The sequence below is a fragment of the Kitasatospora sp. NPDC098652 genome, assembly GCF_044760155.1.
Classification (GTDB): Bacteria; Actinomycetota; Actinomycetes; order Streptomycetales; family Streptomycetaceae; genus Kitasatospora.
Genome location: NZ_JBIWAQ010000007.1, coordinates 190,441 through 214,806, shown reverse-complemented (window position 1 = coordinate 214,806; position 24,366 = coordinate 190,441). Strand labels below are relative to the sequence as shown.

At 73.6% G+C, this 24,366-nt stretch carries 22 protein-coding genes and 3 tRNA genes; 13 read left to right on the top strand and 12 right to left on the bottom strand.

Translation table 11 applies throughout. From position 1 onward, the window contains the following. Position 1 precedes the first annotated feature (1 nt). A complete protein-coding gene (locus ACIQWA_RS18340) occupies positions 2–778 on the bottom strand; it encodes a pirin family protein (RefSeq protein WP_402483679.1) in 777 nt (258 codons plus the stop codon). Between the two features lie 253 nt (positions 779–1,031). Between ACIQWA_RS18340 and ACIQWA_RS18335 the strand changes: the two genes are divergently transcribed. The 5 genes from ACIQWA_RS18335 (at position 1,032) to fabF (ending at position 6,093) form a co-directional block, all read left to right on the top strand. After that, positions 1,032–2,228: a helix-turn-helix domain-containing protein gene (locus ACIQWA_RS18335; RefSeq protein ID WP_360228970.1), complete on the top strand. Its 1,197-nt coding sequence runs from the start codon at positions 1,032–1,034 to the stop codon at positions 2,226–2,228. 91 nt (positions 2,229–2,319) lie between these two features. Continuing rightward, entirely contained in the window at positions 2,320–3,288 is a 969-nt protein-coding gene (locus ACIQWA_RS18330; RefSeq protein ID WP_360228535.1) for an ACP S-malonyltransferase, read from the top strand. Further along, complete coding sequence (locus tag ACIQWA_RS18325; protein WP_402483676.1) at positions 3,285–4,322, top strand: beta-ketoacyl-ACP synthase III; 1,038 nt, start codon at positions 3,285–3,287, stop codon at positions 4,320–4,322. The genes ACIQWA_RS18330 and ACIQWA_RS18325 overlap by 4 nt, the downstream gene beginning before the upstream one ends. A gap of 80 nt (positions 4,323–4,402) precedes the next feature. After that, complete coding sequence (locus ACIQWA_RS18320) at positions 4,403–4,648, top strand: acyl carrier protein (protein ID WP_360228541.1); 246 nt, start codon at positions 4,403–4,405, stop codon at positions 4,646–4,648. 182 nt (positions 4,649–4,830) lie between these two features. Continuing rightward, on the top strand, positions 4,831–6,093 hold the full coding sequence (gene fabF / locus ACIQWA_RS18315; protein WP_402483674.1) for a beta-ketoacyl-ACP synthase II: 1,263 nt from the start codon (positions 4,831–4,833) through the stop codon (positions 6,091–6,093). A 64-nt stretch (positions 6,094–6,157) separates the two neighbouring features. Here the strand turns inward: fabF and ACIQWA_RS18310 are convergent, their stop codons facing one another. Next, a complete protein-coding gene (locus ACIQWA_RS18310) occupies positions 6,158–6,652 on the bottom strand; it encodes a DUF3145 domain-containing protein (RefSeq protein WP_360228547.1) in 495 nt (164 codons plus the stop codon). A 364-nt stretch (positions 6,653–7,016) separates the two neighbouring features. Further along, the gene (locus ACIQWA_RS18305; protein WP_402483672.1) at positions 7,017–8,042 is read right to left on the bottom strand and encodes an NADP-dependent oxidoreductase; all 1,026 of its coding nucleotides are present in this window, start codon (positions 8,040–8,042) and stop codon (positions 7,017–7,019) included. Between the two features lie 104 nt (positions 8,043–8,146). Between ACIQWA_RS18305 and ACIQWA_RS18300 the strand changes: the two genes are divergently transcribed. Together ACIQWA_RS18300 and ACIQWA_RS18295 are read left to right on the top strand one after the other, a co-directional pair. Next, positions 8,147–8,611 carry a MarR family winged helix-turn-helix transcriptional regulator gene (locus ACIQWA_RS18300; protein ID WP_402483670.1) on the top strand — a complete coding sequence of 155 codons (465 nt, stop codon included), beginning with the start codon at positions 8,147–8,149 and terminating at the stop codon, positions 8,609–8,611. A 118-nt stretch (positions 8,612–8,729) separates the two neighbouring features. Continuing rightward, positions 8,730–10,253 (top strand): LCP family protein, encoded by a 1,524-nt coding sequence (locus tag ACIQWA_RS18295; protein WP_402483669.1) that lies wholly within the window; start codon positions 8,730–8,732, stop codon positions 10,251–10,253. A 31-nt stretch (positions 10,254–10,284) separates the two neighbouring features. Here the strand turns inward: ACIQWA_RS18295 and ACIQWA_RS18290 are convergent, their stop codons facing one another. The 5 genes from ACIQWA_RS18290 to ACIQWA_RS18270 all read right to left on the bottom strand — a co-directional run bounded on the left by ACIQWA_RS18290 (position 10,285) and on the right by ACIQWA_RS18270 (position 13,496). Continuing rightward, entirely contained in the window at positions 10,285–11,193 is a 909-nt protein-coding gene (locus tag ACIQWA_RS18290) for a 1-aminocyclopropane-1-carboxylate deaminase/D-cysteine desulfhydrase (RefSeq protein WP_402483666.1), read from the bottom strand. Between the two features lie 50 nt (positions 11,194–11,243). Beyond that, the gene (locus tag ACIQWA_RS18285) at positions 11,244–11,873 is read right to left on the bottom strand and encodes a GPP34 family phosphoprotein (protein ID WP_402483663.1); all 630 of its coding nucleotides are present in this window, start codon (positions 11,871–11,873) and stop codon (positions 11,244–11,246) included. 51 nt (positions 11,874–11,924) lie between these two features. Further along, the gene (locus ACIQWA_RS18280) at positions 11,925–12,152 is read right to left on the bottom strand and encodes a hypothetical protein (protein ID WP_402483661.1); all 228 of its coding nucleotides are present in this window, start codon (positions 12,150–12,152) and stop codon (positions 11,925–11,927) included. Between the two features lie 10 nt (positions 12,153–12,162). After that, a complete protein-coding gene (locus tag ACIQWA_RS18275; protein WP_402483658.1) occupies positions 12,163–13,110 on the bottom strand; it encodes an SPFH domain-containing protein in 948 nt (315 codons plus the stop codon). Positions 13,111–13,422: 312 nt separating this feature from the next. Continuing rightward, positions 13,423–13,496, bottom strand: a tRNA-Ile gene (locus ACIQWA_RS18270). A gap of 190 nt (positions 13,497–13,686) precedes the next feature. On the opposite strand from ACIQWA_RS18270, the gene ACIQWA_RS18265 reads away from it, so the two are divergent. Together ACIQWA_RS18265 and ACIQWA_RS18260 are read left to right on the top strand one after the other, a co-directional pair. Further along, the gene (locus tag ACIQWA_RS18265; RefSeq protein ID WP_402483655.1) at positions 13,687–14,535 is read left to right on the top strand and encodes a trypsin-like serine peptidase; all 849 of its coding nucleotides are present in this window, start codon (positions 13,687–13,689) and stop codon (positions 14,533–14,535) included. Between the two features lie 161 nt (positions 14,536–14,696). Next, the gene (locus ACIQWA_RS18260) at positions 14,697–15,446 is read left to right on the top strand and encodes a trypsin-like serine peptidase (RefSeq protein ID WP_402483652.1); all 750 of its coding nucleotides are present in this window, start codon (positions 14,697–14,699) and stop codon (positions 15,444–15,446) included. Positions 15,447–15,620: 174 nt separating this feature from the next. Here the strand turns inward: ACIQWA_RS18260 and ACIQWA_RS18255 are convergent. Both ACIQWA_RS18255 and ACIQWA_RS18250 read right to left on the bottom strand, forming a co-directional pair. Next, positions 15,621–15,693, bottom strand: a tRNA-Asn gene (locus ACIQWA_RS18255). 61 nt (positions 15,694–15,754) lie between these two features. Further along, positions 15,755–15,827: transfer RNA gene (locus tag ACIQWA_RS18250), tRNA-Asn, on the bottom strand. 242 nt (positions 15,828–16,069) lie between these two features. On the opposite strand from ACIQWA_RS18250, the gene ACIQWA_RS18245 reads away from it, so the two are divergent. The 4 genes from ACIQWA_RS18245 (at position 16,070) to ACIQWA_RS18230 (ending at position 21,085) form a co-directional block, all read left to right on the top strand. Continuing rightward, positions 16,070–16,363 carry a hypothetical protein gene (locus ACIQWA_RS18245; protein WP_360228612.1) on the top strand — a complete coding sequence of 98 codons (294 nt, stop codon included), beginning with the start codon at positions 16,070–16,072 and terminating at the stop codon, positions 16,361–16,363. 131 nt (positions 16,364–16,494) lie between these two features. Next, entirely contained in the window at positions 16,495–17,940 is a 1,446-nt protein-coding gene (locus tag ACIQWA_RS18240) for an FGGY family carbohydrate kinase (protein WP_402483648.1), read from the top strand. 133 nt (positions 17,941–18,073) lie between these two features. Then, positions 18,074–19,477: a glutamate decarboxylase gene (locus ACIQWA_RS18235; RefSeq protein ID WP_402483645.1), complete on the top strand. Its 1,404-nt coding sequence runs from the start codon at positions 18,074–18,076 to the stop codon at positions 19,475–19,477. Positions 19,478–19,888: 411 nt separating this feature from the next. Continuing rightward, positions 19,889–21,085 (top strand): DUF2690 domain-containing protein, encoded by a 1,197-nt coding sequence (locus ACIQWA_RS18230; protein WP_402483643.1) that lies wholly within the window; start codon positions 19,889–19,891, stop codon positions 21,083–21,085. Here the strand turns inward: ACIQWA_RS18230 and ACIQWA_RS18225 are convergent. Continuing rightward, complete coding sequence (locus ACIQWA_RS18225; protein ID WP_402483640.1) at positions 21,073–22,308, bottom strand: RNA polymerase sigma factor; 1,236 nt, start codon at positions 22,306–22,308, stop codon at positions 21,073–21,075. The two genes, ACIQWA_RS18230 and ACIQWA_RS18225, sit on opposite strands and share 13 nt — an antisense overlap. A 145-nt stretch (positions 22,309–22,453) precedes the next feature. Beyond that, a complete protein-coding gene (gene dnaG, locus ACIQWA_RS18220; RefSeq protein ID WP_402483637.1) occupies positions 22,454–24,364 on the bottom strand; it encodes a DNA primase in 1,911 nt (636 codons plus the stop codon). Positions 24,365–24,366: the final 2 nt, after the last annotated feature.

Below are 24,366 nucleotides of genomic sequence, written 5' to 3'. Positions count from 1 at the left end.
CTCAGCCGTACGAGACCGGCGAGTGCATCTCCCAGAGCAGGAGTTCGGCGCCGGTCTCCCCGGCCGAGGGGTCGGCGAAGGCCTCGCCGGTGATCCGCACGCTGTCGCCGGGCACCATCGACCGCCCGGCGCCCTTGGGCCCGGGCACGGTCCGGTAGCCCAGGGAGCCGGCCGTCAGGTGGGCGTACCGCCAGGGCGCGGCGGGCAGTTCGGGCAGCGGCCGCCAGGGGCCGGCGGTGGCCAGCCAGAGCGCGGCGTCGCGGCGTCGAAGCCGCAGGGCGTCCGTCCCGGCGTCGCGCTCCAGGCCGGAGGCCAGCAGCGTCAACCCGCCGTCCGCCGGCTCCACCTTGCGCAGCCCGTACGCCGGGGCGGCGTCGAACTCGTCCGGCTGCAGCCACATCTGGACGAAGCGCACCGGCCCGGTGGCGCCGCCGACGTTGCGCTCGGTGTGGGTGACCCCGGAGCCGGCGCTGAGGTGCTGCACCATGCCCGGGCGCACCACCCCGTGGTGGCCGTGCGAGTCCCGGTGGGCGAGAGCGCCTTCCAGCACCCAGGTGAGGATCTCGGTGTCCCGGTGCTTGTGCTCCTCGAACCCGGCGCCGGGCGCCAGGAGTTCCTCGTTGCACGCGAGCAGCGCGCCGAAGTGGGTGTTCTTCGGGTCGTAGTGGCCGGAGAAGGAGAACGCGTGTCGGGTCTCGATGCCCTCGGCGGGGGTGGAGCGGTAGCGCTCGGCGGTGCGGCGCTGGTCGGCACGGGGGCGGGCGGCGGCGTCGGTCACGCCCCTCACCGTACTGCTCCGGACGGCGCGCGCCCGGGCGCGGACGCGCCCCGAGCCCCGGGGGTGTGAGCGGCACCACCGTGCCGCTGCGCCGGGGGGTGTGCACGAGCAGTCACTCGCGTGAGGCAGTCTTGTCCTTGTGCCAGCCGCTTCCGCGAACTCCAAGAGCGAACCCAGTCCCGCCGCCGAACCCACCGGCAAGAGCCCGGCTCCCCGGACCTCCCGCGACCGCCCCGGCCGCCCCGCCCCCCGTCTGACCGCCCAGGAGCGCCGGAACGCCGCCGAGCGGGCCGAGCGCCGGGCCGCGACGCTCAAGCGGCTGGAGAAGTCCTCGGGGAAGCTGGCCACCGCCGCGATCTCGCGGATGGACGACCAGCTCGGCTGGTACCGGCGGATGCCACCGGAGCACCGCTCCTGGATCGGCCTGGTCGCCCAGGCCGGCATCGCCGCCTTCACCGAGTGGTACCGCCACCCGGAGGCCGCCCGGGCGATCTCCACCGACGTCTTCGGCACCGCCCCGCGCGAGCTGACCAGGGCGATCACGCTGCGCCAGACCGTGGAGCTGATCCGCACCACGATCGAGGTGATGGAGGAGGCCATCGAGGAGGTGGCCGCCCCCGGCGACGAGGCGGACATGCGCGAGTCCGTGCTGGTCTACGCCCGGGAGATCGCCTTCGCCACCGCCCAGGTGTACGCCCAGGCCGCCGAGGCGCGCGGCGCCTGGGACGCCCGGCTGGAGGCGCTGGTGGTGAACTCCCTGCTGTCCGGCGACGCCGACGAGGGCGTGCTCTCCCGGGCGGCCGCCCTGGGCTGGGGCCAGCCCAGCCAGGTCCGGGTGGTGATGGGCAGCGCCCCGGACGGCGACAGCGAGCTGGTGGTCGAGGCGATCCGCCGGGCCGCCCGGTACGCCAAGCTGAACGTGCTGACCGGGGTGCTGGGCAAGCGCCTGGTGGTCGTGGTCGGCGGCGACAAGGAGCCGGTGCACGCCGCCCGGGCGCTGATCGGCCAGTTCGCGCCGGGCCCGGTGGTGATCGGCCCGACCGTACCGGACCTGCTCTCGGCGACCCGCTCGGCGCACGCCGCCGCGGCCGGCCTGCGCGCCTGCGCCGCCTGGCCGGACGCCCCGCGCCCGGTGCTCGCCGACGACCTGCTGCCCGAACGGGCACTCGCCGGGGACCAGGCCGCCCGCCGCCAGTTGGTGGAGGAGATCTACACACCGCTGGACGAGGCCGGCTCCGCCCTGCTGGAGACGCTGAGCGTCTACCTGGAGCAGGCGTCCTCCCTGGAGGGCGCGGCCCGAATGCTCTTCGTGCACCCCAACACGGTGCGCTACCGGCTACGACGTGTGACCGACGTCACGGGGTACGCCCCCTCCGACGTACGTTCGGCGTTCACCCTGCGGATCGCACTGGCCCTCGGCCGGCTCACCGCCGCCGGGGAGCCCGGCTGAGCCGGGGTGTAGGGACCATACAATCCCGGATGGTTTTCTTCGTTACCGTCGCCTACCCGCCCCCGGGCGCCTGGCGAGAGAGGGTTGAACCGTGCTCGTAATCGTCGCCCCTGGACAGGGTGCCCAGTCCCCCGGTTTCCTCAGCCCCTGGCTCGAGCTGGACGGTGTCGCCGACCGCCTGCGCCGTTGGTCGGAGCCCGCCGGGCTCGACCTGGTGCACGCCGGGACCGAGGCCTCCGCCGAGGAGATCAAGGACACGGCCGTCGCCCAGCCGCTGCTGGTCGCGGCCGGCCTGGTGACCGCCCGCGCGCTGTTCCCGGACGAGGAAGCCGCCCGCAAGCTGACCGGCGCCGTCGCCGGCCACAGCGTCGGTGAGATCACCGCCGCCGCCCTCGCCGGGGTGTTCGGCGCCGCCGAGGCGCTGACCTTCGTCCGCGAGCGCGGCCTGGCCATGGCCGAGGCCGCCACCGTCACCGAGACCGGCATGACCGCCGTGCTCGGCGGCGACCCGGAGGTCGTGGCGGCGAAGCTGGCCGAGCACGGTCTGACCGCGGCCAACAACAACGGCGGCGGCCAGATCGTCGCGGCCGGCACGCTGGTCCAGCTGGAGGCCCTCAAGGCGGACCCGCCGGCCGGCGCCAAGCTGATCGCGCTCAAGGTGGCCGGTGCCTTCCACACCGAGCACATGAACCCCGGCGTCGAGCGGCTCGCCGCGCTGGCCCCGAGCCTGGCCGTGGCCGACCCGCAGGTCACCTACGTGTCCAACAAGGACGGCGGGGTCGTCGACTCCGGCGCCGAGGTGCTGGCCCGCCTGGTGTCGCAGGTCTCCAACCCGGTCCGCTGGGACCTCTGCACGGAGACCCTCGGCCGACTGGGCGCGACCGCCGTGATCGAGCTGTCCCCCGCGGGCACGCTCACCGGGCTGCTCAAGCGCAACCTCAAGGGCGTGGCCACGCTCGCCCTGAAGACCCCCGCCGACCTGGACAAGGCGCGTGCGCTCATCGCGGAGCACAGCGGCCAGGGGCAGCCGGACCAGCAGCACCAGGAGGACCTGGCATGACCAAGCCGCAGATCCGCCCCGCCACCGGCGCGCAGTACTCCCGGATCCACGGGGTCGGCGGCTACCGCCCGGTCCGGGTCATCCCCAACTCCGAGGTCCTGGAGTGGATCGACTCCTCGGACGAGTGGATCCGCACCCGCAGCGGGATCGCCGAGCGCCGCTGGGCGGGCCCGGAGGAGAGCGTCGCCGAGATGTCGGTGCAGGCCGCCGGCAAGGCCATCGCGCAGGCCGGCATCTCCGCCGAGCAGATCGGCGGCGTGATCGTCGCGACCGTCTCGCACCTCAAGCAGACCCCCGCGATCGCCACCGAGATCGCCGAGCGGCTCGGCTGCGGCACCGCCCCGGCCTTCGACATCTCGGCCGCCTGCGCCGGCTTCGGCTACGGCCTGGGCCTGGCCGACGGCATGATCCGCGGCGGCAACGCCGAGTACGTGCTGGTGATCGGTGTCGAGCGGCTCAGCGACCTGACCGACAAGTCGGACCGCTCGACCGCCTTCATCTTCGGCGACGGCGCCGGTGCCGCGATCGTCGGCCCGTCCGACACGCCGGGCATCGGCAAGCTGATCTGGGGCTCGGACGGCTCGCAGTCCGACGTCATCAGCCAGACGCAGGCCTGGGACACCGCCTTCGCCAAGCCCGACGCCATCAACGGCCCGGGCGAGGAGCAGGACCACAAGTGGCCGGCCCTGCGGATGGACGGCCAGCCGGTGTTCCGCTGGGCGGTCTGGGAGATGGCCAAGGTGGCCCAGCAGGCGCTGGACGCCGCCGGGATCACCGCCGACCAGCTCGGTGCCTTCATCCCGCACCAGGCCAACATGCGGATCACCGACGCCATGATCAAGGCGCTCAAGCTGCCCGCGTCGGTGCCGGTCGCCCGCGACATCGCGGAGACCGGCAACACCTCGGCGGCCTCCATCCCGCTGGCGATGGAGCGCATGCTGGAGTCCGGCGAGGCCCACAGCGGCGACCTCGCGCTGATCATCGGGTTCGGGGCGGGTCTCGTCTACGCCGCGGCAGTCGTTACGCTCCCCTAGGCGCGTTTCGCCCCACCCATCCACAAGCCCGTGTTCGGCCGACGGTCGGACGCGTTCAACACCGAAGAGGAGCAGCCAGTATGGCTACGCAGAACGAGGTCCTGGAGGGTCTCGCCGAGATCGTCAACGAGATCGCCGGCATCCCGGCCGAGGACGTTGCGCTCGACAAGTCCTTCACCGACGACCTGGACGTCGACTCGCTGTCCATGGTCGAGGTCGTGGTGGCCGCCGAGGAGCGCTTCGACGTCAAGATCCCGGACGACGAGGTCAAGAACCTGAAGACCGTCGGCGACGCGGTGAACTACATCCTCACCAACGCCGCCTGAGCGATCGACTCGTACGAGTCGCCCAGTCCGTCCCGCGTGACGCACGCCCAGGACGGCTGACCCGTCGGCCCGGCTCCGAGAGCCAGGCCGACCCGCCGGCCGGGACGCCCCACCGGGCGCCCGGCCGGGCCCTTCCTCGGCTCGCCGCCGACCCCGCACGAAACGTGAAAGAAGAGAGACCAGTGACCGCTGAGAACCGAACCGTGGTCGTCACGGGTATCGGCGCCTTCACGCCGCTGGGCGGCGACGCCGCCACCACCTGGGAGAACCTGATCGCCGGGCGCTCCGGAGTGGCGGCGCTGACCGAGGAGTGGGCCCAGGACCTGCCGGTCAAGATCGCCGCGCGCACCGCGGTCGAACCGGGCGAGATCCTGCCCCGCCCGCTGGCCCGGAAGCTGGACCGCTCCGCCCAGTTCGCGCTGATCGCCGCCCGCGAGGCCTGGGCCGACGCCGGCTTCGAGACCCCGGCCACCGACGAGTCCTCCAAGCTCGCCCCCGAGCGCCTGGGCGCCGTGATCGCCTCCGGCATCGGCGGCGTGACCACCCTGCTCGACCAGTACGACGTGCTGCGGGAGAAGGGCGCCCGCAAGGTCTCCCCGCACACCGTCCCGATGCTGATGCCCAACTCCCCGGCGGCCAACGTCGGCCTGGAGGTCGGCGCCCGCGCGGGTGTGCACACCCCCGTCTCCGCCTGCGCCTCCGGCGCCGAGGCGATCGGCTACGCGATCGAGATGATCCGCAGCGGCCGCGCCGACGTCGTGGTGGCCGGCGGCACCGAGGCGGCGATCCACCCGCTGCCGATCGCCGCGTTCGCCAACATGATGGCGATGTCCAAGAACAACGACGAGCCCGAGCGCGCCTCGCGCCCGTACGACAAGGCCCGGGACGGCTTCGTGCTGGGCGAGGGCGCCGGCGTGGTCGTGCTGGAGTCGCTGGAGCACGCCGAGGCCCGCAACGCCCGGATCTACTGCGAGGCCGTCGGCCAGGGCCTGTCCTCGGACGCCCACCACATCGCCCAGCCCGAGCCGACCGGCGCCGGGGTGGCCCGCGCGCTGGCCGACCTGTTCGACCGCAACGACCTGGACAAGGCCGAGATCGTGCACGTCAACGCGCACGCCACCTCGACCCCGCAGGGCGACACCGCCGAGCTCAAGGCGCTCCGCAAGGAGCTGGGCGACGACCTCGACCACATCCTGGTCTCCGCCACCAAGTCGATGACCGGCCACCTGCTGGGCGGCGCCGGCGGCATCGAGACCGTCGCCACCGTGCAGGCGCTGTACCACCGGATCGCCCCGCCGACCATCAACGTCGAGGAGCTGGACGACGAGGTGGACGCGAAGGTCGTGACCGAGGCGACCCCGCTGCCCGAGGGCCGGATCGCCGCGCTGAACAACTCGTTCGGCTTCGGCGGCCACAACGTGGTGCTGGCCTTCCGCACCCGCTGACGCCCATGACGGAGGGGCCGGCGCCGTTACGGCGCCGGCCCCTCCGTCATGTCGTCCCGCGGGCTCAGACCACCTGGTGCAGCCAGCGCACCGGCGCGCCCTCGCCCGCGTAGCGGAACGGCTCGAGCTCGTCGTCCCAGGGCTTGCCCAGCAGCCGGGAGATCTCGGCCTCCAGGTCGGCCCCCTCGCTGCGGGCCCGCAGCAGGACGGCCCGCAGCCGGTCCTCGGGGATCAGGATGTCGCCGTGGATGCCCGTGACGGCGTGGAAGATGCCGAGCGCGGGCGTGCTGCTGTACCGCTCCCCCTCCGCCGTGGCGCAGGGCTCGCTGGTCACCTCGTACCGCATCAGCTGCCAGCCGCGCAGCGCGGAGGCGAGCTTCGAGGCGGTGCCGGGCTCCCCCTGCCAGGAGAGCTCGGCGCGCCAGTGCCCGGGTGCGGCCGGCTGGCGGATCCAGTCCAGGCTCACCCGCACACCGAGCACCCCCGCGACGGCCCACTCGACGTGCGGGCACAGCGCGCGGGGCGCGGAGTGGATGTAGAGAACTCCACGTGTCGTCACCGGGACCTCCAGGCTGTGGACGAGGGTCGCCTTCCCCAGCTGCCTCGTGCCTGCAGTTGATCCACAGTTACCCACGTTAGCCGACATTAAGCTACTAAATTGAGCAAAACGGACAGGCTTTCGCTCAATGCTAGTCGAATCCTCAACGAGGTCTACCCCTCGGCCGGATCTCTCCCCCGAACGGCCCCATCGCCAGGCGGGACCACCGTACCGCGCGGCGCGGGGCGATGGATGACGCACTTTCGGATCCGGCCGGAATGCGGTAGTGCGGCCGGATCCCCTGCGCCGTGCACGCGAACCGCCCCGCACGCCCGGTCGGGGCGGCGGGGCGGGTTCGACTCCGGGTCGAGGACCTGACGGTGGGTCAGCCGTCCAGGCGGACGACCATCTTGCCGGTGTTGACGCCGCGGAGCAGGTCGAGGAAGGCCTCGACGGCGTTCTCGAAGCCGTCCACCACGGTCTCCTCGGAGCGCAGCTCGCCGGAGCGCAGCCAGCCGCTCATCTCGGCCACGAACTGCGGCTGCAGGGCGGCGTGGTCGGCGACCAGCATGCCCTCCAGGCGCAGCCGCTTGCCGATCGCCAGCGCCAGGTTCCGCGGGGCGGCGGGCGGGGTGGTGTCGTTGTACTGGGCGATCGCGCCGCAGAGCACCGCGCGGCCGTGCACGCCGAGGGCGCCGATCGCGGCCTCCAGGTGCTCCCCGCCGACGTTGTCGAAGTAGAGGTCGATGCCCTCCGGGGCGGCCTTCGCGAGCTGCTCGGCGACCGGTCCGTCCTTGTAGTTGAAGGCCGCGTCGAAGCCGTACTCGTCCACCAGCTTGGCGACCTTCTCCGCCGAACCGGCCGAGCCGACCACCAGCGAGGCGCCCTTGAGCCGGGCGATCTGGCCGACCAGCGAGCCGACGGCGCCGGCCGCGCCGGAGACGAAGACCTTGTCGCCCTCCTTGAGGCCGCCGACCGCGAGCAGTCCGGCGTAGGCGGTCAGGCCGGGCATGCCGAGCACGCCGAGGTAGGCGGAGAGCGGGGCGGCGGCCGGGTCGACCTTGACCGCGCGCTTCGCGTCCACGGTGGCGTACTCGCGCCAGCCGAGCCCGTGCAGCACGGCGTCGCCGGGGGCGAAGCCCTCGGCCTCGGAGGCGACCACGTAGCCGACCGCGCCGCCGTCCATCGCCTGGCCGAGCTGGAACGGGGGCACGTAGGACTTGACGTCGTTCATCCGGCCGCGCATGTACGGGTCGACCGAGAGGTGGGTGTTGCGGACCAGGATCTCGCCCGGGCCCGGGGTCCGGACCGGGGCCTCGACCAGGGCGAAGTCGGCGGGCACGGGCCAGCCCTGGGGGCGGGCGGCGAGGTGCCATTCACGGGCGGCGGCGGGGGTGGCCTGCTCTGCCATGGAGGTGCTCCTTGGGGGGTTTCGGCAGGTAAAAGGTTGAGCAACTGAAGTAACGATGGACGTGAAAGGTTCACGTTGTCAACTTTTCAGGTAGACTCTGAGGCATGGACACCCAGCAGACCGAGGTCGCCACGCCGCAGTCCGACGAGATCACCCGCGAGGTCGTCGACCTGATGGCCAACCTGGTCGCCCTGTTCCACCGCGAGTACGAGGAGGCCGCCGCCGCCCGCTCGCTCACCGGCGCCCAGGCCAAGGTGCTCGCGCTGCTGCGGCGCGGGCCGCTGCCGATGCGCCACATCGCCCAGACGCTCAGCTGCGAGCCCTCCAACATCACCGGCATCGTCGACCGGCTGGAGGCCCGCGGCTTCGTCACCCGGCAGGCCAACCAGCAGGACCGCCGGGTCAAGCTGGTCGCCGCCACCGAGACCGGCTCGGCCGCCTCCGAGGAGCTGCGCGAGTCGCTCAACTTCGCCCGCGAGCCGCTCGCCGCACTCGGCCCGCAGGAGCGCACCGTCCTGCGGGACCTGCTCCGGCGGATGCTCACCGGCGCCTCCGGCCCCGGCGCGTGACCAGCATCACAGCCCCGCCGCCCGATTCGCCCGCCCCCAGGGGGTAACCGAACAGCCTTCCGGAACGTCTAACGTTCGAACATCGAACGCGAGAGACCTGAGGACGGGGGGCACGGGGATGAGCAGCAGCACGCGCCGGCGCCGCTACCTGCGGACCGCCATCGGCCTGGCCGCCGTTCTGGTGCTGTCGGTCGTGGGGGCGGGGGCCTGGTTCTACCACCGGCTGGACAACAACATCACCACCTTCGACGCGGGCGGTGTCGCCACCGAGCGCCCGCCGGCCCCCGTGCCGGCCAGCCCCGGCGCCCAGGTGCCGGTCAACATCCTGCTGCTCGGCTCGGACACCCGCGACGACGGGAACAACTCACTGGGCGGCGGCGACGAGGGCGTCGGCAACTCGGACACCGCGATCCTGGTGCACGTCTACGCCGACCACAAGCACGCCGTCGGGGTCTCGATCCCCCGCGACACCCTGGTCACCATCCCGTCCTGCAAGCTGGCGGACGGCACCTGGACCAAGCCCCGCAACGACCAGATGTTCAACTCGGCGTTCAGCCTCGGCGAACTCGCCAAGGGCAACCCGGCCTGCACCCAGAACACCGTGGAGAAGCTCACCGGGCTGCGGGTCGACCACACCATCGTGGTCGACTTCAAGGGCGCCGCCGCGATGACCGACGCCATCGGCGGCGTGGACGCCTGCGTGCCCAACGACGTCAACGAGTACGGCATCCAGCTCAAGAAGGGGATGCAGAAGCTCTCCGGGAAGTCCGCGGTCGACTACCTGCGGGCCCGGCATGGCATCGGCGACAACTCCGACATAGGCCGGATGAAGCGCCAGCAGGCCTTCCTCTCCTCGATGATCAAGAAGGTCCAGTCCCAGGGCTTCTCACTGCCCACGCTGCTGCCGCTGGCCGACGCCGCCACCAAGTCGCTCACCGTGGACGAGGGCCTCGGCACCGCGATGAAGCTGGTGGACTTCGCCCGCTCGATGGAGGACATCAAGCTCTCCGACGTCACCTTCGTCACCGCCCCCTGGCGCTTCGCCGGGGACCGGGTGCGGCTGGTCCAGCCGGACGCCGACGCGCTGTGGAAGCTGCTGCGCGAGGACCGCACCCTGGACGGGCAGAGCACCGGCGGCACCGGTGCGGCCACCGCCGCGGCCTCCGCTTCCGCCGCCGCCTCCGCCTCCGCCTCCGCCTCGCCGAGTGCGGGCTCCGGGACGAACGCGCCGCTCACCGCCGAACAGGCCGCCGCCCCGGTCACCGTGGTCAACGGCGTCGGCACCGCCGGCCTGGCCGGCTCCGGCGCCGAGACCCTCAAGGGGCGCGGCTTCCAGAACGTCACCCTCGGCGCCAACAACCCCGGCAGGCAGCACACCGAGGTCTCCTACGACCCGACGCTCAAGGCCGCCGCCGACCAGGTGGTCGCGCTCTTCCCCGGCGCCGGCGCCGTCGAGGAGCCCGGCTCGGGCGGGATCACCGTCACCCTCGGCGCCGACTACCGGGCGGCCGGCACCCAGCTGAACTCGGTGACCGCGCCCTCGCCCACGGCCACCGCGCCCAGCGGGATCCCGACCGGCATAGCGGAGAACACCCGCGGCGCCGACACCGACCCCTGCGCCGACCTGACCTTCGGGTCGTAGGACCCGCCTTACTCCGGGCCCTGGGCCCCAGCTACTCCGGGTCCGGCAGGCCGGTGACCACGGCTGTCAGGCGGGTGCCGGGGACGAAGGCACCCGCCGCGGCCAGGTCGGCCAGCGCGGCGAGCAGCTTGGCGACGTACCGGCGTTCCACCGGGACGCCGTGGCGGCGTTCGAACTCCGTGGCGAAGGCGGCGAGTTCGGCCGGGACCTTGCCGTAGCCGCCGCCGTGGTGGGCGTGGTCGATCCGCCAGTTGGCGAACTCCCGCCCGAACCCGGCCCGGTGCAGCCGGGCGACCTCCGCCTCCAGGTAGCCCTCGCCGCCGCGCAGCACGGCCACCCCGAGCGCCCTTGCGCCCGGCGGCAGGCCCGCCGCGATCCCGGCCAGGGTGCCGCCGGTGCCCACCGGGCAGCAGACCACGTCACGCCCGTCCAGGTCCGGCAGTTCGGCCGGGATCGCGGCCGCGCCGATCGCGGCCAGGGCGTTGGAGCCGCCCTCCGGGAGCACCAGGCAGCGGCCCCAGCGGCGCTGGAACTCCGTACCGTCACCGGTGCCGGCCCGGCCGGTGGCCTCGCGGTAGGCGGCCCGGGTGAGGAACTCCAGCCGCATCCCGGAGCGTTCGGCGGCCCGCAGCGACCAGTTGCGCGGCCGGTCGGCCAGCTCCTCGCCGCGCACCAGCCCGACGCTCTCCAGGCCGAGCGCGTCGGCGGCGGCCGCGACCGCCCGCAGGTGGGTCGAGTAGGCGCCGCCGAAGGTCAGCAGCCGGGTGTGCCCCTGCTCGACGGCAGCGGCCAGGTTCGGGGCCAGCTTGCGCCACTTGTTGCCGGGGACGGTCGGGTGCAGCAGGTCGTCCCGCTTGAGCCGCAGCCCCACCCCGGCCCGGGTGAACACCCCGTCGGTGCAGTCCACCAGCGGGGTCGGCAGCAGGGCGGGTTCGAGCATCCGGCCAGCTTACGGGCCCGTCCAGGCCGGCCGGCGGCACCCCGGGCGGGTCAGCCCGCCCCGCCGTCCGCGTACTTCGCGTTGACGGCCCGGCGCAGGGCGCGCGGGACCGGGCCGGCCGCCGGGGCCAGCTTGTCGATCCGGGCCCGGAACTCGCGCCGCCTCCGCCAGGTCAGGGCCGGGCTCAGCCGGGCCGCGTCGACCAGGGCGACCAGCGCCGCGTCCGCCGGGTCGACCCGGCTGAGCGGGCCGCTCAGCGCCGACGTGACGCTCGCCGCCAGCGCCTTGCGCACCCGGGGCTCCGTCAGGGTCACCCGGGCGACCGGGAAGAGCCCGAGCACCCGGTGCTCCTCGACCCGGATCCGCCCGGCGGCCGCGAGCCCGTCGCGGACCACCCGCGCCGACCTCCCCGGGCGCCCGATCCAGCTCCACCAGGTGCGCCGCCGCCCCTGGCGGATCTGCTCCAGCAGCGCGGCGGAGAGCGGGTCGAGCCCGCCGGTCGGGCCGTCGACGGGGGCCGGGTGCCGGCCGTCGTCACGGAGCAGCCCGCGGCGGAGGAGCTCGGTGAGCGCCGCCGCCCGCAGGGCCAGGTCCAGGTCGGTGGTGCGGGTGAGCCGCCCGCGCTCGGGGTCGTAGGCGAGCAGGTAGAGCTTCTCGGGCAGATTGACGGGAAGGTCCATCTCGGTCTCCGAAGGATCTGGGACGATCTGCGGAGCGCCCGGCCGCCGCGGTCAGTCCTCGGGCGGACCGCCGTCCTCCGGGCTCTCCTTGGGCGGTCGGCCGCGCCGGGGAAGCCGGGCCGCGCCGCTGGGCATCCGGCCGGCCTCACCGAGGGCGCGGCGGAGCACGAACTCGATCTGGGCGTTGGTGCTGCGCAGTTCGTCCGCGGCCCACCGCGCCAGTGCGTCGTGAACCGAAGGATCCAGTCGCAGCAGGAGCTTCTTCCGTTCCGTCGCCAACGCCGCGCCCTTACTGGTAGAGGGAGCCCGTGTTCACGACGGGCTGGGTGCCCCGGTCGCCGCAGAGCACCACCAGGAGGTTGCTCACCATGGCGGCCTTGCGCTCCTCGTCCAACTCCACCACGTCCCGCTCGGCGAGCCGGTCCAAGGCCTCCTCGACCATACCGACGGCGCCCTCGACGATCAGCCGCCGGGCGGCCACCACGGCCCCGGCCTGCTGCCGCTGGAGCATCACCTGGGCGACCTCGGGCGCGTAGGCGAGCCGGGTGATCCGGGACTCGACGACCCGCACACCGGCCGAGGCGACCCGGGCGGCGATCTCGGCGGACAGCTTGCGGGCGATCTCGTCCGCGCCGTCGCGCAGCGACAACTGCCCGTCGTGGTGGGCGTCGTACGGGTAGCTGGTGGCGATGTGCCGGACGGCCGTCTCGGTCTGGATCGCGACGAAGTCGGTGTAGTCGTCCACCTCGAACACCGCCATCGCGGAGTCCTCGACCTGCCAGACCACCACGGCGGCGATCTCGATCGGGTTGCCGTCCGCGTCGTTGACCTTGGCGGTCTCGGTCTCATGGTTGCGGATCCGCAGCGAGATGTGCCGGCGGCTGGTGAACGGGTTCAGCCAGCTGATCCCCTCGGCGCGGATCGTCCCCCGGTAGGTGCCGAGCAGCTGGACCACCCGGGCCGAGCCGGGCGAGACCACCGTCAGCCCGCAGAGCAGGATCAGTGAGCCGAGCAGCAGCAGCGGCCCCAGGACCACCAGCGGAACGCCCAACCCCTTGTTGCCACCGGCGAGTTGGACCCCGCCGGTGATCAGCCCGGCAAGCCCGGCGAGCCCGGCCAGCAGGGCGCCGCCGAGCACCGGCAGCCCCGGCGCGCCGGTGATCACCCGCTCGGTGACCTTCGGGGCCGGGAGGTCGAGGACGGGGCCGTCCTCGACGGAGACGTGCGGTGCGGTCATGGGACCGACTCCCCCCTTGTGCGATGTGCGCCGCGCGGACGTCCGCTGCAGCTGTCAAAGTGATATCACTTTTTTCGCACAGCACGCCAGGGCCGGGACGGAAGCGGTGCGGAAGAGGGCAGGCGCGGGGTTCGGCGCGAACGTGTCAGGGGGCGCCGGGGCGATGCCCACGGCCGGGTGAATTCCGGCGCGCCACCGACCGGAAGAGGGGGGCCGCGCTCTAGACTCTCCGTCGTCACGGGCGGTGAAGGCGCCAGTTCAGGCGCCCCGCCGACGGACGGTAAATACGACACTCGTCACGCGTCGCAGAGGTGGGGCGGGTGGGACTCGAACCCACGACCAAGGGATTATGAGTCCCCTGCTCTAACCGGCTGAGCTACCGCCCCGGTTCGCCGCGCGCGCCGGTCGTCGGCCACGGCAGCAGCAGACGGCCCCGCGAGGCCGTCCCGGGCAGCATAGCCGGTCGATCACCCGTGGTGCGCGCCGGGGGCGCAGCTGGGTGCGGGAGGGCGCGGGCCGGTCCCGGCGGCGGGCTCCGGGTGGCGGTGGAGGGCCCGGACAGGGCAGCCTGGGCTGATGACGATGCGTGGGACGGGAGCGGCGGCCGGGGTGCTGGTGCTGGCCTTCGCGCTGGCGGGGTGCACCACCGCGGCGCGGCCCGGCACCGTCGCCCCGACGGTCACCTCGGCACCGCCGAGCGCCGCCGCGAACGCCCACGGCTGGAACAAGCAGCGCTTCAAGGGGGCGACCGGCAAGCACACCGGGGTCACCCGTACCGCCAAGCCCACGGTGCTCAACGGCCTGGTCGGCGCGGTGTTCACGCGCAACGCGGACGGCGACCACTTCTGCACCGCCAGCGTGGTCGACAGCGCCGGGCTCAACCTGATCGTCACCGCCGCCCACTGCGTCTGGGACCCGAAGATCGGCCGGCGCAGCGACCTGGTCTTCGTCCCCGGCTACCGCAACGGCGACACCCCGAGCGGGGTCTGGCCGCTGCTGGCGGTCAGCGTGGACGACGGCTGGAAGGACCACGCCGACCCGGACATGGACGTCGCCTTCGCCGTCGTCCAGGCGCAGAACGGGCAGCAGGTGCAGCAGGTGCTCGGCGCCAACAAACTGGGCGTCAACCGCGGCTACCAGCTCCCGGTGCGGGTGACCGGCTACCCGGGCAGCAGCGACGTCCCGATCACCTGCTCCAACACCACCGCCGAACAGAGCGCCACCCAGCTGCGGATCGACTGCCCCGACTACACCGGCGGCACCAGCGGCAGCCCCTGGGTCACCGACTTCGACCCGTCCACCAGGACCGGCACCGTGGTCGGCGTGATCGGCGGCTACCAGGAGGGCGGGAACAGCCCGGACACCTCGTACAGCAGCTACTTCGGCGACCGGGTCCAGGCGCTCTACGACCGGGCCACCGGCTGACCGGGCCGAACCCGCGCCGAACCCGCGCCGAACCCGGGCCGGACCCGGGCCGATTCGAACACCCGGCAGTGGCGCCGCCGGGCACGGACTGGTAGATCTTCCTCTCGAACGGCGGAACGCACGGCCCGGATGCCCGCCCCGAAGAACGAGACGGAGCCCCGATGGCCCCCCGCCCGGTGCCGCCCGCGCGCGCGGCCGGAGCGACCGCGCTGGCCGCCCTGCTGCTGACCGCCGGCACCGCGTGCGGCAGCGGGTCGGACAAGGCGCCGAACGCCGAGGTCGCCCAGCAGAGCGCGGCCCGCGACCGGATCGGCACGCTGTCCGTCCACAGCGCCCAGGGCCCCCGGTCCTGCACGGCGAGCGTGGTGCGCAGCCCCGCGCGCAACCTGCTGGTCACCGCCGCGCACTGCGTGCAGAACCAGCGGGTCGGCCTGCTGGACGGCCTGGTGTTCACCCCCGGCTACCGCAACGGGTACTCCCCGTACGGGAGTTGGCAGGTGCAGTCGATCACCGTCGATCCCCGCTGGGCCTCCGACGACGACCCGGACTACGACGTGGCCTTCGTCACCGTCCGCCCGGCCGACGGCCGACAGATCGAGGACGCGGTCGGCGGCAACCCGCTCGGCACCGGACGGGGCGTCGGACTGGCGGTCTCGGTGACCGGCTACCCGAACGAGAGCGACGAACCGATCACCTGCGCGGTCCGCACCAGCTCGCAGAGCGCCACCCAGGAGCGCTTCGACTGCGGCGGCTACACCGACGGCACCAGCGGCAGCCCGTGGGTGACCGGCGACGGCGCGGTGGTCGGCGTGATCGGCGGCCTCGAGGAGGGCGGGGACACCCCGGGCACCTCGTACAGCGTGGCCTTCGACCAGCGGGTCGCCGACCTGTACCGGAGGGCGACCACCTGACCCCCGCCGTCCCCGGCCCGCCCCGCCCGCGTCCTCGGCGCCGGGGCAGGCCAGGGCGGGCCGGGGACCGGGGCGGCCGGGTGACGTACGCGACACCGGGGCGGACAACACGAAGGCCCCCCGGTCGTCCGAGGGGCCTTCGCTCTGAGCAGTCACCGGGCGAACCCGGCGCAGCTCCCCCAATTGGACTCGAACCAATAACCTGCCGATTAACAGTCGGCTGCTCTGCCAATTGAGCTATGGGGGATCGCTGTGCTGACTTCCTTACCTGCCACGGGAGTCGGGCTCCTAGGAGCACTCGTCCCGAGCTCCCCCAATTGGACTCGAACCAATAACCTGCCGATTAACAGTCGGCTGCTCTGCCAATTGAGCTATGGGGGATCGGCTTCCGCTTCGGCTCCCGTGACCCGGGCTCCTCGGCGCTCGCTGCGGGACATACATTAGCGCACTCGGGGGGGTGGTCCGCCAATCGTTTCCCCGGCCGCCCCGGACCACCGGCCCGGCGTGCCCCGCGCGCGCCGCCGACGGCTCCCGGGGATGCTGGGGGGCGCGGACGGTTCGCCGTCCCGGGCAACGGGTAGGGCAATGCGGCAGAAGGCCGCCAGGAGAGGGTGGGTCCGATCATGTGGAAGCTGTCGTTGGCCGCGGGTTTCGCGGCCGGCTACGTCCTCGGCTCGCGGGCCGGGCGCCGGCGCTACGAACAGATCACCGAGGTCACCCGACGGATCGCGCGGAACCCCACCGTGCAGGGGGCCGCCGACCGGGCGCGCCAGCAGGCCGGCGCGGTGGCCGGGAAGGCGGCCGGTGCCGTCGCGGACCGGGTCGGGGACAAGCTGCCGAACGCCGTCACCGACCGGGTGCCGTACTTCACCCGCGCCCGGTCGGAGGACGACGGCTGGGGCACCGTCCGCCCGTGACCGGGCGGTAGCCCGCGCTCCCGACGGGGCGGTGATCCCACGGCAAAGGCGATCCCAACGCCCGGTCCCGAACCGGCAACGGCTCACCCGGCCCGGACGCGTACCGGGCCGGGCTGAGGCATGATCTCGACATGGCCATCGTCGCGGGGATAGACAGCTCGACCAGCCGCACCCGGATCGTCGCGTGCGACGCCGACACCGGCACCGTCCTGCGCTCCGGCAAGGCGCCCCACCCCGTCCCCGAGGACCAGGACCTGCGCCCCGGCGAGGCCGACCCGCAGGTCTGGCTGCACTCCCTCGGCGACGCCGCGGCCGGCGGCCTGCTGGAGGGCGTCCGGGCGATCGGCGTCAGCGCCCAGCAGCACGGCATGATCGGCCTGGACGCGGGCGGGGTGCAGGTGCGGCCCGCGATCCTGTGGAACGACCCGCGCTCCAGCGGCGCCGCCGCCAAGCTGCTGGACGCCCTCGGCGGCCCGGCCGCGTGGACCGCCGCGATCGGCGCCGTGCCCGGCCCCACGTACACCATCGCCAAGCTGCGCTGGCTGGCCGAGTTCGAACCGGCCAACGCCCGCCGGGTCGCCGAGGTGCTGCTGCCGCACGACTGGCTGGTCTGGCAGCTGCTCGGCCACCCCAAGCGCCGCACCACCGACCGCGGCGACGCCTCCGGCACCGGCTACTGGTCCCCGATCACCGGCGAGTACCGGCAGGACCTGGTCGAGCTGGCGCTCGGCCACGAACTCCGGCTGCCCGACGTGCTCGGCCCCGCCGAACCCGCCGGGCACACCCCCGAGGGCCTGCTGATCTCGGCCGGCACCGGCGACAACATGGCCGCCGCCCTCGGCCTGGGCCTCGGCCCGGGCGACGCGGTGGTCTCGCTCGGCAGCGCCGGGACGATCTTCGCGGTGCACGAGGAGGCCGTGGTGGACGCCACCGGCCTGGTCTCCTCCTTCGCCGACGCGAGCGGCCGCCACCTGCCGATGGTCGCCACCCTCAACGCCGCCCAGGTGCTGCGCTCCACCGCCGCCATGCTCGGCCGGGACCTGGAGGGGCTGAGCGACCTCGCCCTGCACTCCTCCCCCGGCGCCTACGGGCTGGTGCTGCTGCCCTACCTGGACGGCGAGCGCACCCCCGCGCTGCCGCACGCCGCCGGCACCCTGACCGGCCTGCGGGCCGAGGCGATGACTCCCCAGCACCTGGCCCGGGCCGCCGTCGAGGGCATGCTGTGCAACACCGCCGACGCCCTGGACGTGCTGCGCGCCCAAGGTGTCGGGATCAAGCGGGTGTTCCTGCTCGGCGCGGCCGGTCGGCTGCCCGCCGTCCGGCACATCGCCCCGATGCTGTTCGGCGTCCCGGTCGTGGTGCCCCCGCCGGGCGCGCACGCCGCCCGCGGCGCCGCCCGGCAGGCCGCCTGGGCGCTGGCCGGCACCCCCGAGCCGCCGGAGTGGGCGCTGCCGGACGCCGAGACGGTCGAGCCCGAGGGCGAACAGGACCTGGCGATCGGGTCGGCGGTGCGCCGGCAGTACCGCGCCGCCCGGGACCAGATCCACCCGGAGGCCGCCGCCGGCCCGTCCGCCTGAACGCTGCCGCCGGGGGTGATCCCGATCGGCCGGAGTCCGCAGTGCCGGAGTCCGCAGTGAAGATGCGTCACCCGGCGCCCGGTGGGAGCGTGGATCGGGACACGGCCACCGAGGCGAAGGGCGACAGGCACCCATGGCCCTGCACAAGGGGACCGGCGACGACCGCCGGCTGAGCGTCAGTCCGTTCCTCGGCATCACCGACCCGCTGGGCGCGATGGAACTCGCCCCGCCGGTGCACCGGCTCGGCGAGGGGGCGGTCGCGGCCGACACCGCGTACCAGCTGGTCCACGACGAGCTGATGCTGGACGGCAGCGCCAAGCTCAACCTGGCGACCTTCGTCACCACCTCGATGGAGGTGCAGGCCACCCGGCTGATGACCGAGTGCCTGGACAAGAACATGATCGACAAGGACGAGTACCCGCAGACCGCCGAACTGGAGCGGCGCTGCGTGGCCATCCTCGCCGACCTCTGGCACGCCCCCGACCCGGACGCCGCGGTCGGCTGCTCCACCACCGGCTCCAGCGAGGCCTGCATGCTGGCCGGCATGGCGCTCAAGCGCCGCTGGATGCGCCGCAACCCCGAGCGCTACGCGGCCGGGGCCCGGCCCAACCTCGTGATGGGCGTCAACGTCCAGGTGTGCTGGGAGAAGTTCTGCAACTTCTGGGAGATCGAGGCCCGCACCGCGCCGATGGAGGGCGAGCGCTTCCACCTCGGCCCCGAGCAGGCCGTCGCGCTGTGCGACGAGAACACCATCGGCGTGGTCGGCGTCCTCGGCTCGACCTTCGACGGCTCGTACGAGCCGATCGCGGAGATCTGCGCGGCCTTGGACGAGCTCCAGGAGCGCACCGGCCTGGACGTCCCGGTGCACGTGGACGGCGCCTCCGGCGGCATGGTGGCGCCCTTCCTCGACCCGGAGCTGGTCTGGGACTTCCGGCTCCCCCGGGTGCAGTCGATCAACACCTCCGGCCACAAGTACGGCCTGGTCTACCCCGGCGTCGGCTGGGCACTGTGGCGGGACCAGGAGGCCCTGCCCGAGGAGCTGGTCTTCCGGGTCAACTACCTGGGCGGCGAGATGCCGACCTTCGCGCTCAACTTCTCCCGGCCCGGCGCGCAGGTCGTGGCGCAGTACTACGTCTTCCTGCGGCTCGGCCGGGCCGGCTTCCGGGCGGTCCAGGGCGCCTGCCGGGAGGTCGCCGGCTACCTGGCCGGGGAGATCGGCAAGCTCGACTGCTTCCGGCTGCTGACCCGCGGCGACCAGGTCCCGGTGTTCGCCTTCACCACCACCGAGGACGTCCCCTTCGACGTCTTCGACGTCTCACGGCGGCTGCGCGAGCGCGGCTGGCAGGTCCCCGCGTACACCTTCCCGGCGAACCGGCAGGACCTGTCGGTGCTCCGGGTGGTCTGTCGCAACGGCTTCTCCCGGGACCTCGCCGACCTGCTGCTGGCCGACCTCAACCGGCTGCTGCCGGAGCTGCGCCGCCAGCCCGTCCCGCTGCGGAAGCTGGGCGTGCCGGTCCGCGAGGGCTTCCACCACTGAAGGCCGGGTTCGGCGCCCCGGGAAACGCCGCGGTGGGAGGGCGCAGGGAAAGCGCCCTCCCACCGGGTGGTCCCGGTCGGTCGGGGCAGCCTCCCCCCGTGAGGCTGCCACGACCGGTGGGGGATCCGGGACTCCGTATCGGGCCGACCACGGCCGACCGGCCGGGGCCCGAACGAAACGGCCGGGCGGTCGAACGCACCGGCAGGGAGAACTCTGCACGACGAACACATGACTGTTCGAGGGTTCCCGGGGGTTGTGAGACACTTCCGTCCGTCTCAACGCCATGACCTGGAGTTTGGGACACCGGGCCGCTGAGGTTGGAGAACGAGGAGACGCCGAACGGCCGGACCGGGCGCGCACCTCCCGCCCCGTCCCACCGTCGTCACGTCCCGCGACTCATGGAGGACCGCGTTGGCTTCCGCCTGGAAGGACCTGCCCGAGGAGCTGTCCGAGCCCGCTCGCCTACTGGCCGAGGAGCTCCGGAAGCTCAAGGACACCGCCGGACTGTCACTGTCCGAGCTCGCCACCCGGACCCACTACAGCCGGGCCTCCTGGGAGCGCTGGCTGAACGGCAAGCGGGTGGTCACCGAGCAGGCGCTGGAGGCGCTGATCGGGGCGGTCGACTGCGACGCGGTGGTGCTGCGCCGGCTCCGGCAGCGGGCGGCCGAACCCGTGGCCCAGGAGACGGTGGCCCAGGAGACAGCGACCTCGGGGCCCGCGGACCGGGGCGGGGAGCCTACGGACCGGAGTGCGGAGCCGACGCCGACCGCCGGGCCCACCGACGACCCAACCGACGACCCGGCCGCCGGACCGGCCGAGGAAGCCGCCGACGGGCCCACCGACGGGCCCACCGCCGAACCCGCCGTCGCCTGGTGGCGCCGTCCGGCGGCCCTGGTCGCCGGTGCGGCCGTACTGGCGCTGCTGCTGGTGCTGGCCGGGCTGCACCTCAGCCGGCGCGACGACCAGGCCTCGGCCGCCGACGGGCCGGCCCCGAGCAGCTCGGCCACCGGCAGGCCCGCCCCGACCACCGCGGGCGCCCCCGACTGCCGGGCCCTCGGCTGCGCCCACAAGGACCCCAAGACCACCGGCTGCGGCAAGGACGCCCGCACCCTGCAGACCACGGTCATCGGCAAGGTCGTCGTCTACCTCCGCTACAGCCAGACCTGCCAGGCCGCCTGGGCGGCGATCACCGAGGGCGAACCCAAGGACTACGCGGTGATCACCGACAGCACCGGGGACAGCGAGACCGCGATGATCCACTGGGGCTACGACAACTACTCGCAGATGCTGAACGCGGCCAACCCCTCGGTCGGCTTCCAGGTCTGCGGCTTCCAGCCCGCCGGGCACGACTGCACCGGGACCGTCACCGACCTGGCCACGGTGGTGGCCTCCACCCCGATCCCGATCGGCCCCGCCTCGCCGCCTCCGGGCGCCAAATCCGCGGCGGCCACGCCGAGCGACTCGGCCTCCGCTTCGGCTTCGGCACCGGCTCCGGCATCGGCATCGGCATCGGCCCCGGCCGAACCGGCGCAGGGCGCGACCCAGGCGCCTCCGGCCGAGCAGCTCTCGCCGAGCCCGTCCGCCGCCCCGCCCGGTCAGTCGAGGTAGCCGCGCAGTTGCTCGGCATAGGCGTGGTCGCGGAGCTTGACCAGCGTCTTGGACTCGATCTGCCGGATCCGCTCCCGCGTCACGCCGAACACCGCGCCGATCTCCTCCAGCGTGCGCGGGCGGCCGTCGTCCAGGCCGTAGCGGAGCTGGACGACCTGGCGCTCCCGTTCGCCCAGGGTCGCCAGCACGGCGTCCAGGTGCTGGCGCAGCAGCAGGAAGGTCGCCGACTCGGCGGGTGAGGCGGCGTCGGCGTCCTCGATCAGGTCGCCGAGCGCGACGTCGTCCTCCTCCCCGACCGGGGTGTGCAGCGAGATCGGCTCCCGGGCCAGCCGGAGCAGCTCGCGGACCCGCGCCTCGGTGAGCTCCAGGGCGGTGCCGATGTCGGCCGGGCTCGGCTCCACTCCGCGCTCCTGCAGCAGCGCGCGCTGCACCCGGACCACCCGGTTGATCAGCTCCACCACGTGCACCGGCACCCGGATCGTCCGGGCCTGGTCGGCCAGCGCCCGGCTCATCGCCTGCCGGATCCACCAGGTCGCGTACGTCGAGAACTTGTAGCCGCGGGCGTAGTCGAACTTCTCCACCGCCCGGATCAGGCCCAGATTGCCCTCCTGGACCAGGTCCAGCAGGGTCAGCCCGCGGCCGACGTAGCGTTTGGCGACGGACACCACCAGGCGCAGGTTGGCCTCGATCAGGCGGCGCTTGGCGATCCGGCCGAGGACCACCAGGGAGTCCAGCTCGCCGGCCAGCGGGTCGGGCGGCGGCGGGTCCCCGTTCAGCCGCTCCTCGGCGAACAGTCCGGCCTCGATCCGACGGGCCAGTTCGACCTCCTCGGCTGCGGTGAGGAGCCGGATCCGGCCGATCTCGCGCAGGTACTGGCGCAGCAGGTCGCCGACCGGGCCGCCGCCCTCGGAGCGCTCGGTGGGGCCCTCGTCGTCGAGGTCCGGCTCGGCGTCGGCGTCGGCGTCGGCCTCGGCCTCGGCCTCGGCGTCGGCCTCCGGCTCCGGGCTGTCGGGGTGGCCCTCCGGCAGCTCCTGGGCGGGGACCCGCTGGTCCGGGGGCGCGGCCCCGGCCCGGCCGTGGTCCGTCTCGAGCTCCCCGGTCGGCGGCCCGGTGGGATCGGCGCGTCCGGTCGGCTCGGCCCGCCCGGTGGGATCGGCCCGTCCGGTCGGCTCGGCTCGTCTGGTGGCGGTGGTCGCTGCGGCAAGGCCTGGGTCCACGGGCATCCCTCGGGGCGGGCGCGACTCTGGCGGACCCGCGCTGTACGGAGGTGGGACGCCCTCCAGTGTGGGGTACGCCACGCTCCGTGGCCGAGACTCGTGCGCCGACTTTCTGCACGGGACTTCCCGCGCGCCTCCGCAGCAGGAACCGCTACAGCGCCGCGGCGCCCCGGCTCTTGAGCTGGTCGCCGTACTGCTGGAGCTGCCACAGCTCGGTCTGCACTGCGTGCAGCTGCTCGGCGTCCGCCCGGTGGCCCAGCCGCTGGAGGTAGCCGCGGACCTCGGCGATCCGCCGCTCGACCGCCAGCAGGCGCAGCTTGACCAGGAACTCCCCCGCGTAGACCGCGTCCGCCTTGCGCAGCGAGCGCACCGGTTCGACGGTCAGCTCGGTCACCAGCGAGCGCACCTGGTCGTCCGGGGAGGCCTCGCGCACCGCGCCGGTGAAGTCGGGCGCGGCCGCCCCGTACGCGGTGCCGCCGGCCTTGGCGATGGCCTGCCGGACGGCGGTGTACGGCGGGGTCGGGAACTCGTCGTCGCCGTACTGGTCGAAGGCCGGGCTGACCAGGTCCGGGTGCTGGAGCGCCAGCTTGAGCAGCTCCCGCTCGACGAACTGGGCCGGGTCCCGCGGGTTGAGCCGGAACGCGGGCGGGCGCGGCGCCGCGACCGGCTGCTCGCTGCGCCGCTGCTGGCCGTTGGCGCGCGGGTTCTGCTGCTTCTCCCGCTCCCAGCGGGCCAGTTGGGAGATCCGGCGGACCACGAACTGCTCGTCGCCCGGGTTCACCCCGAGCATGCCGGCCAGCCGGATCGCGTAGCCGTGCCGGATCGACGGGTCCTTGATCTTCGCGACGATCAGGGCCGCCTCCTCCATCGCGGCGGCCTGCCCCTCGGGGGTCTCGACCCGGTGCTTGGCGACCGCCGTGTTCAGCGCGAACTCGAACAGCGGGACGGGGTGGTCGATCAGCTGCCGGACCGCCTCGTCGCCCTGGGCCAGTCGCAGCTCGCAGGGGTCCATGCCGCCCGGGGTGACCGCGATGGAGGTCTTGGCGGCGAACTTCTGGTCGTCCTCGAAGGCGCGCAGCGCGGCCTTCTGGCCGGCCGCGTCGCCGTCGAAGGTGAAGACCGTCTCGCCGCGGTACTGGGAGGTGTCCATCAGCAGCCGGCGGATGATCTTGATGTGGTCCTCGGCGAACGCCGTGCCGCAGGTCGCCACCGCCGAGGTGACCCCGGCCAGGTGGCAGGCCATCACGTCGGTGTAGCCCTCGACCACCACCGCGCGGCCCGACTTGGCGATCTCCTTCTTCGCCAGGTCGATGCCGTACAGCACGTGGGACTTCTTGTAGATCGGCGTCTCGGGGGTGTTCAGGTACTTGGGACCGTTGTCGTCCTCGCGCAGCCGGCGGGCGCCGAACCCGACCACCTCGCCCGCGATGTCCCGGATCGGCCACACCAGCCGGCCCCGGAAGCGGTCGATCAGACCGCCGCGCTGCCCCTGCGAGGCCAGGCCGCCCTGGAGGATCTCCTTGTCGCTGAACCCCTTGCCGCGCAGATAGCGGACCAGGTGCTCCCACCCGGCCGGGGCGTAGCCCACCCCGAAGGTCTTCGCGGCCTCCTCGTCGAAGCCGCGCTCGGCCAGGAAGCGACGGCCGATCTCCGCCTCCGCCGAGGCCAGCTGCTCCTGGTACCAGGCGGCGGCCACCTTGTGCGCCTCGACCAGCCGGGTGCGCTCGCCCTGCTGGTGGCGGGGGCTGTAGCCGCCCTCCTCGTAGCGCAGCGTGATGCCGGCCTGGGCGGCCATCCGCTCGACGGCCTCGGCGAAGGTGAAGTGCTCGATCTTCATCAGGAAGGCGATGGTGTCGCCGTTCTCCTGGCAGCCGAAGCAGTGGAAGACGCCCTTGGCGGGGTTCACGTAGAAGGAGGCGGACTTCTCGTCGTGGAAGGGGCAGACGCCCTTGTACTCGCCACCGCCACCGTTGGTCAGCTGTACGTAGTCGCCCACCACGGCGTCGATCGGCAGTGCGCTGCGCACCGCCTGTACGTCTTCGTCCCTGATCCGCCCGGCCACCC

Coding starts and splice junctions, on each gene's coding strand:
- ACIQWA_RS18325 (WP_402483676.1), top strand. CDS start 3,285: ATGACCAAGCCGCAGATCCGCCCCGCCACCGGCGCGCAGTACTCCCGG.
- ACIQWA_RS18320 (WP_360228541.1), top strand. CDS start 4,403: ATGGCTACGCAGAACGAGGTCCTGGAGGGTCTCGCCGAGATCGTCAAC.
- ACIQWA_RS18305 (WP_402483672.1), bottom strand. CDS start 8,042: ATGGCAGAGCAGGCCACCCCCGCCGCCGCCCGTGAATGGCACCTCGCC.
- ACIQWA_RS18300 (WP_402483670.1), top strand. CDS start 8,147: ATGGACACCCAGCAGACCGAGGTCGCCACGCCGCAGTCCGACGAGATC.
- ACIQWA_RS18295 (WP_402483669.1), top strand. CDS start 8,730: ATGAGCAGCAGCACGCGCCGGCGCCGCTACCTGCGGACCGCCATCGGC.
- ACIQWA_RS18290 (WP_402483666.1), bottom strand. CDS start 11,193: ATGCTCGAACCCGCCCTGCTGCCGACCCCGCTGGTGGACTGCACCGAC.
- ACIQWA_RS18285 (WP_402483663.1), bottom strand. CDS start 11,873: ATGGACCTTCCCGTCAATCTGCCCGAGAAGCTCTACCTGCTCGCCTAC.
- ACIQWA_RS18275 (WP_402483658.1), bottom strand. CDS start 13,110: ATGACCGCACCGCACGTCTCCGTCGAGGACGGCCCCGTCCTCGACCTC.
- ACIQWA_RS18265 (WP_402483655.1), top strand. CDS start 13,687: ATGACGATGCGTGGGACGGGAGCGGCGGCCGGGGTGCTGGTGCTGGCC.
- ACIQWA_RS18260 (WP_402483652.1), top strand. CDS start 14,697: ATGGCCCCCCGCCCGGTGCCGCCCGCGCGCGCGGCCGGAGCGACCGCG.
- ACIQWA_RS18245 (WP_360228612.1), top strand. CDS start 16,070: ATGTGGAAGCTGTCGTTGGCCGCGGGTTTCGCGGCCGGCTACGTCCTC.
- ACIQWA_RS18240 (WP_402483648.1), top strand. CDS start 16,495: ATGGCCATCGTCGCGGGGATAGACAGCTCGACCAGCCGCACCCGGATC.
- ACIQWA_RS18235 (WP_402483645.1), top strand. CDS start 18,074: ATGGCCCTGCACAAGGGGACCGGCGACGACCGCCGGCTGAGCGTCAGT.
- ACIQWA_RS18225 (WP_402483640.1), bottom strand. CDS start 22,308: ATGCCCGTGGACCCAGGCCTTGCCGCAGCGACCACCGCCACCAGACGA.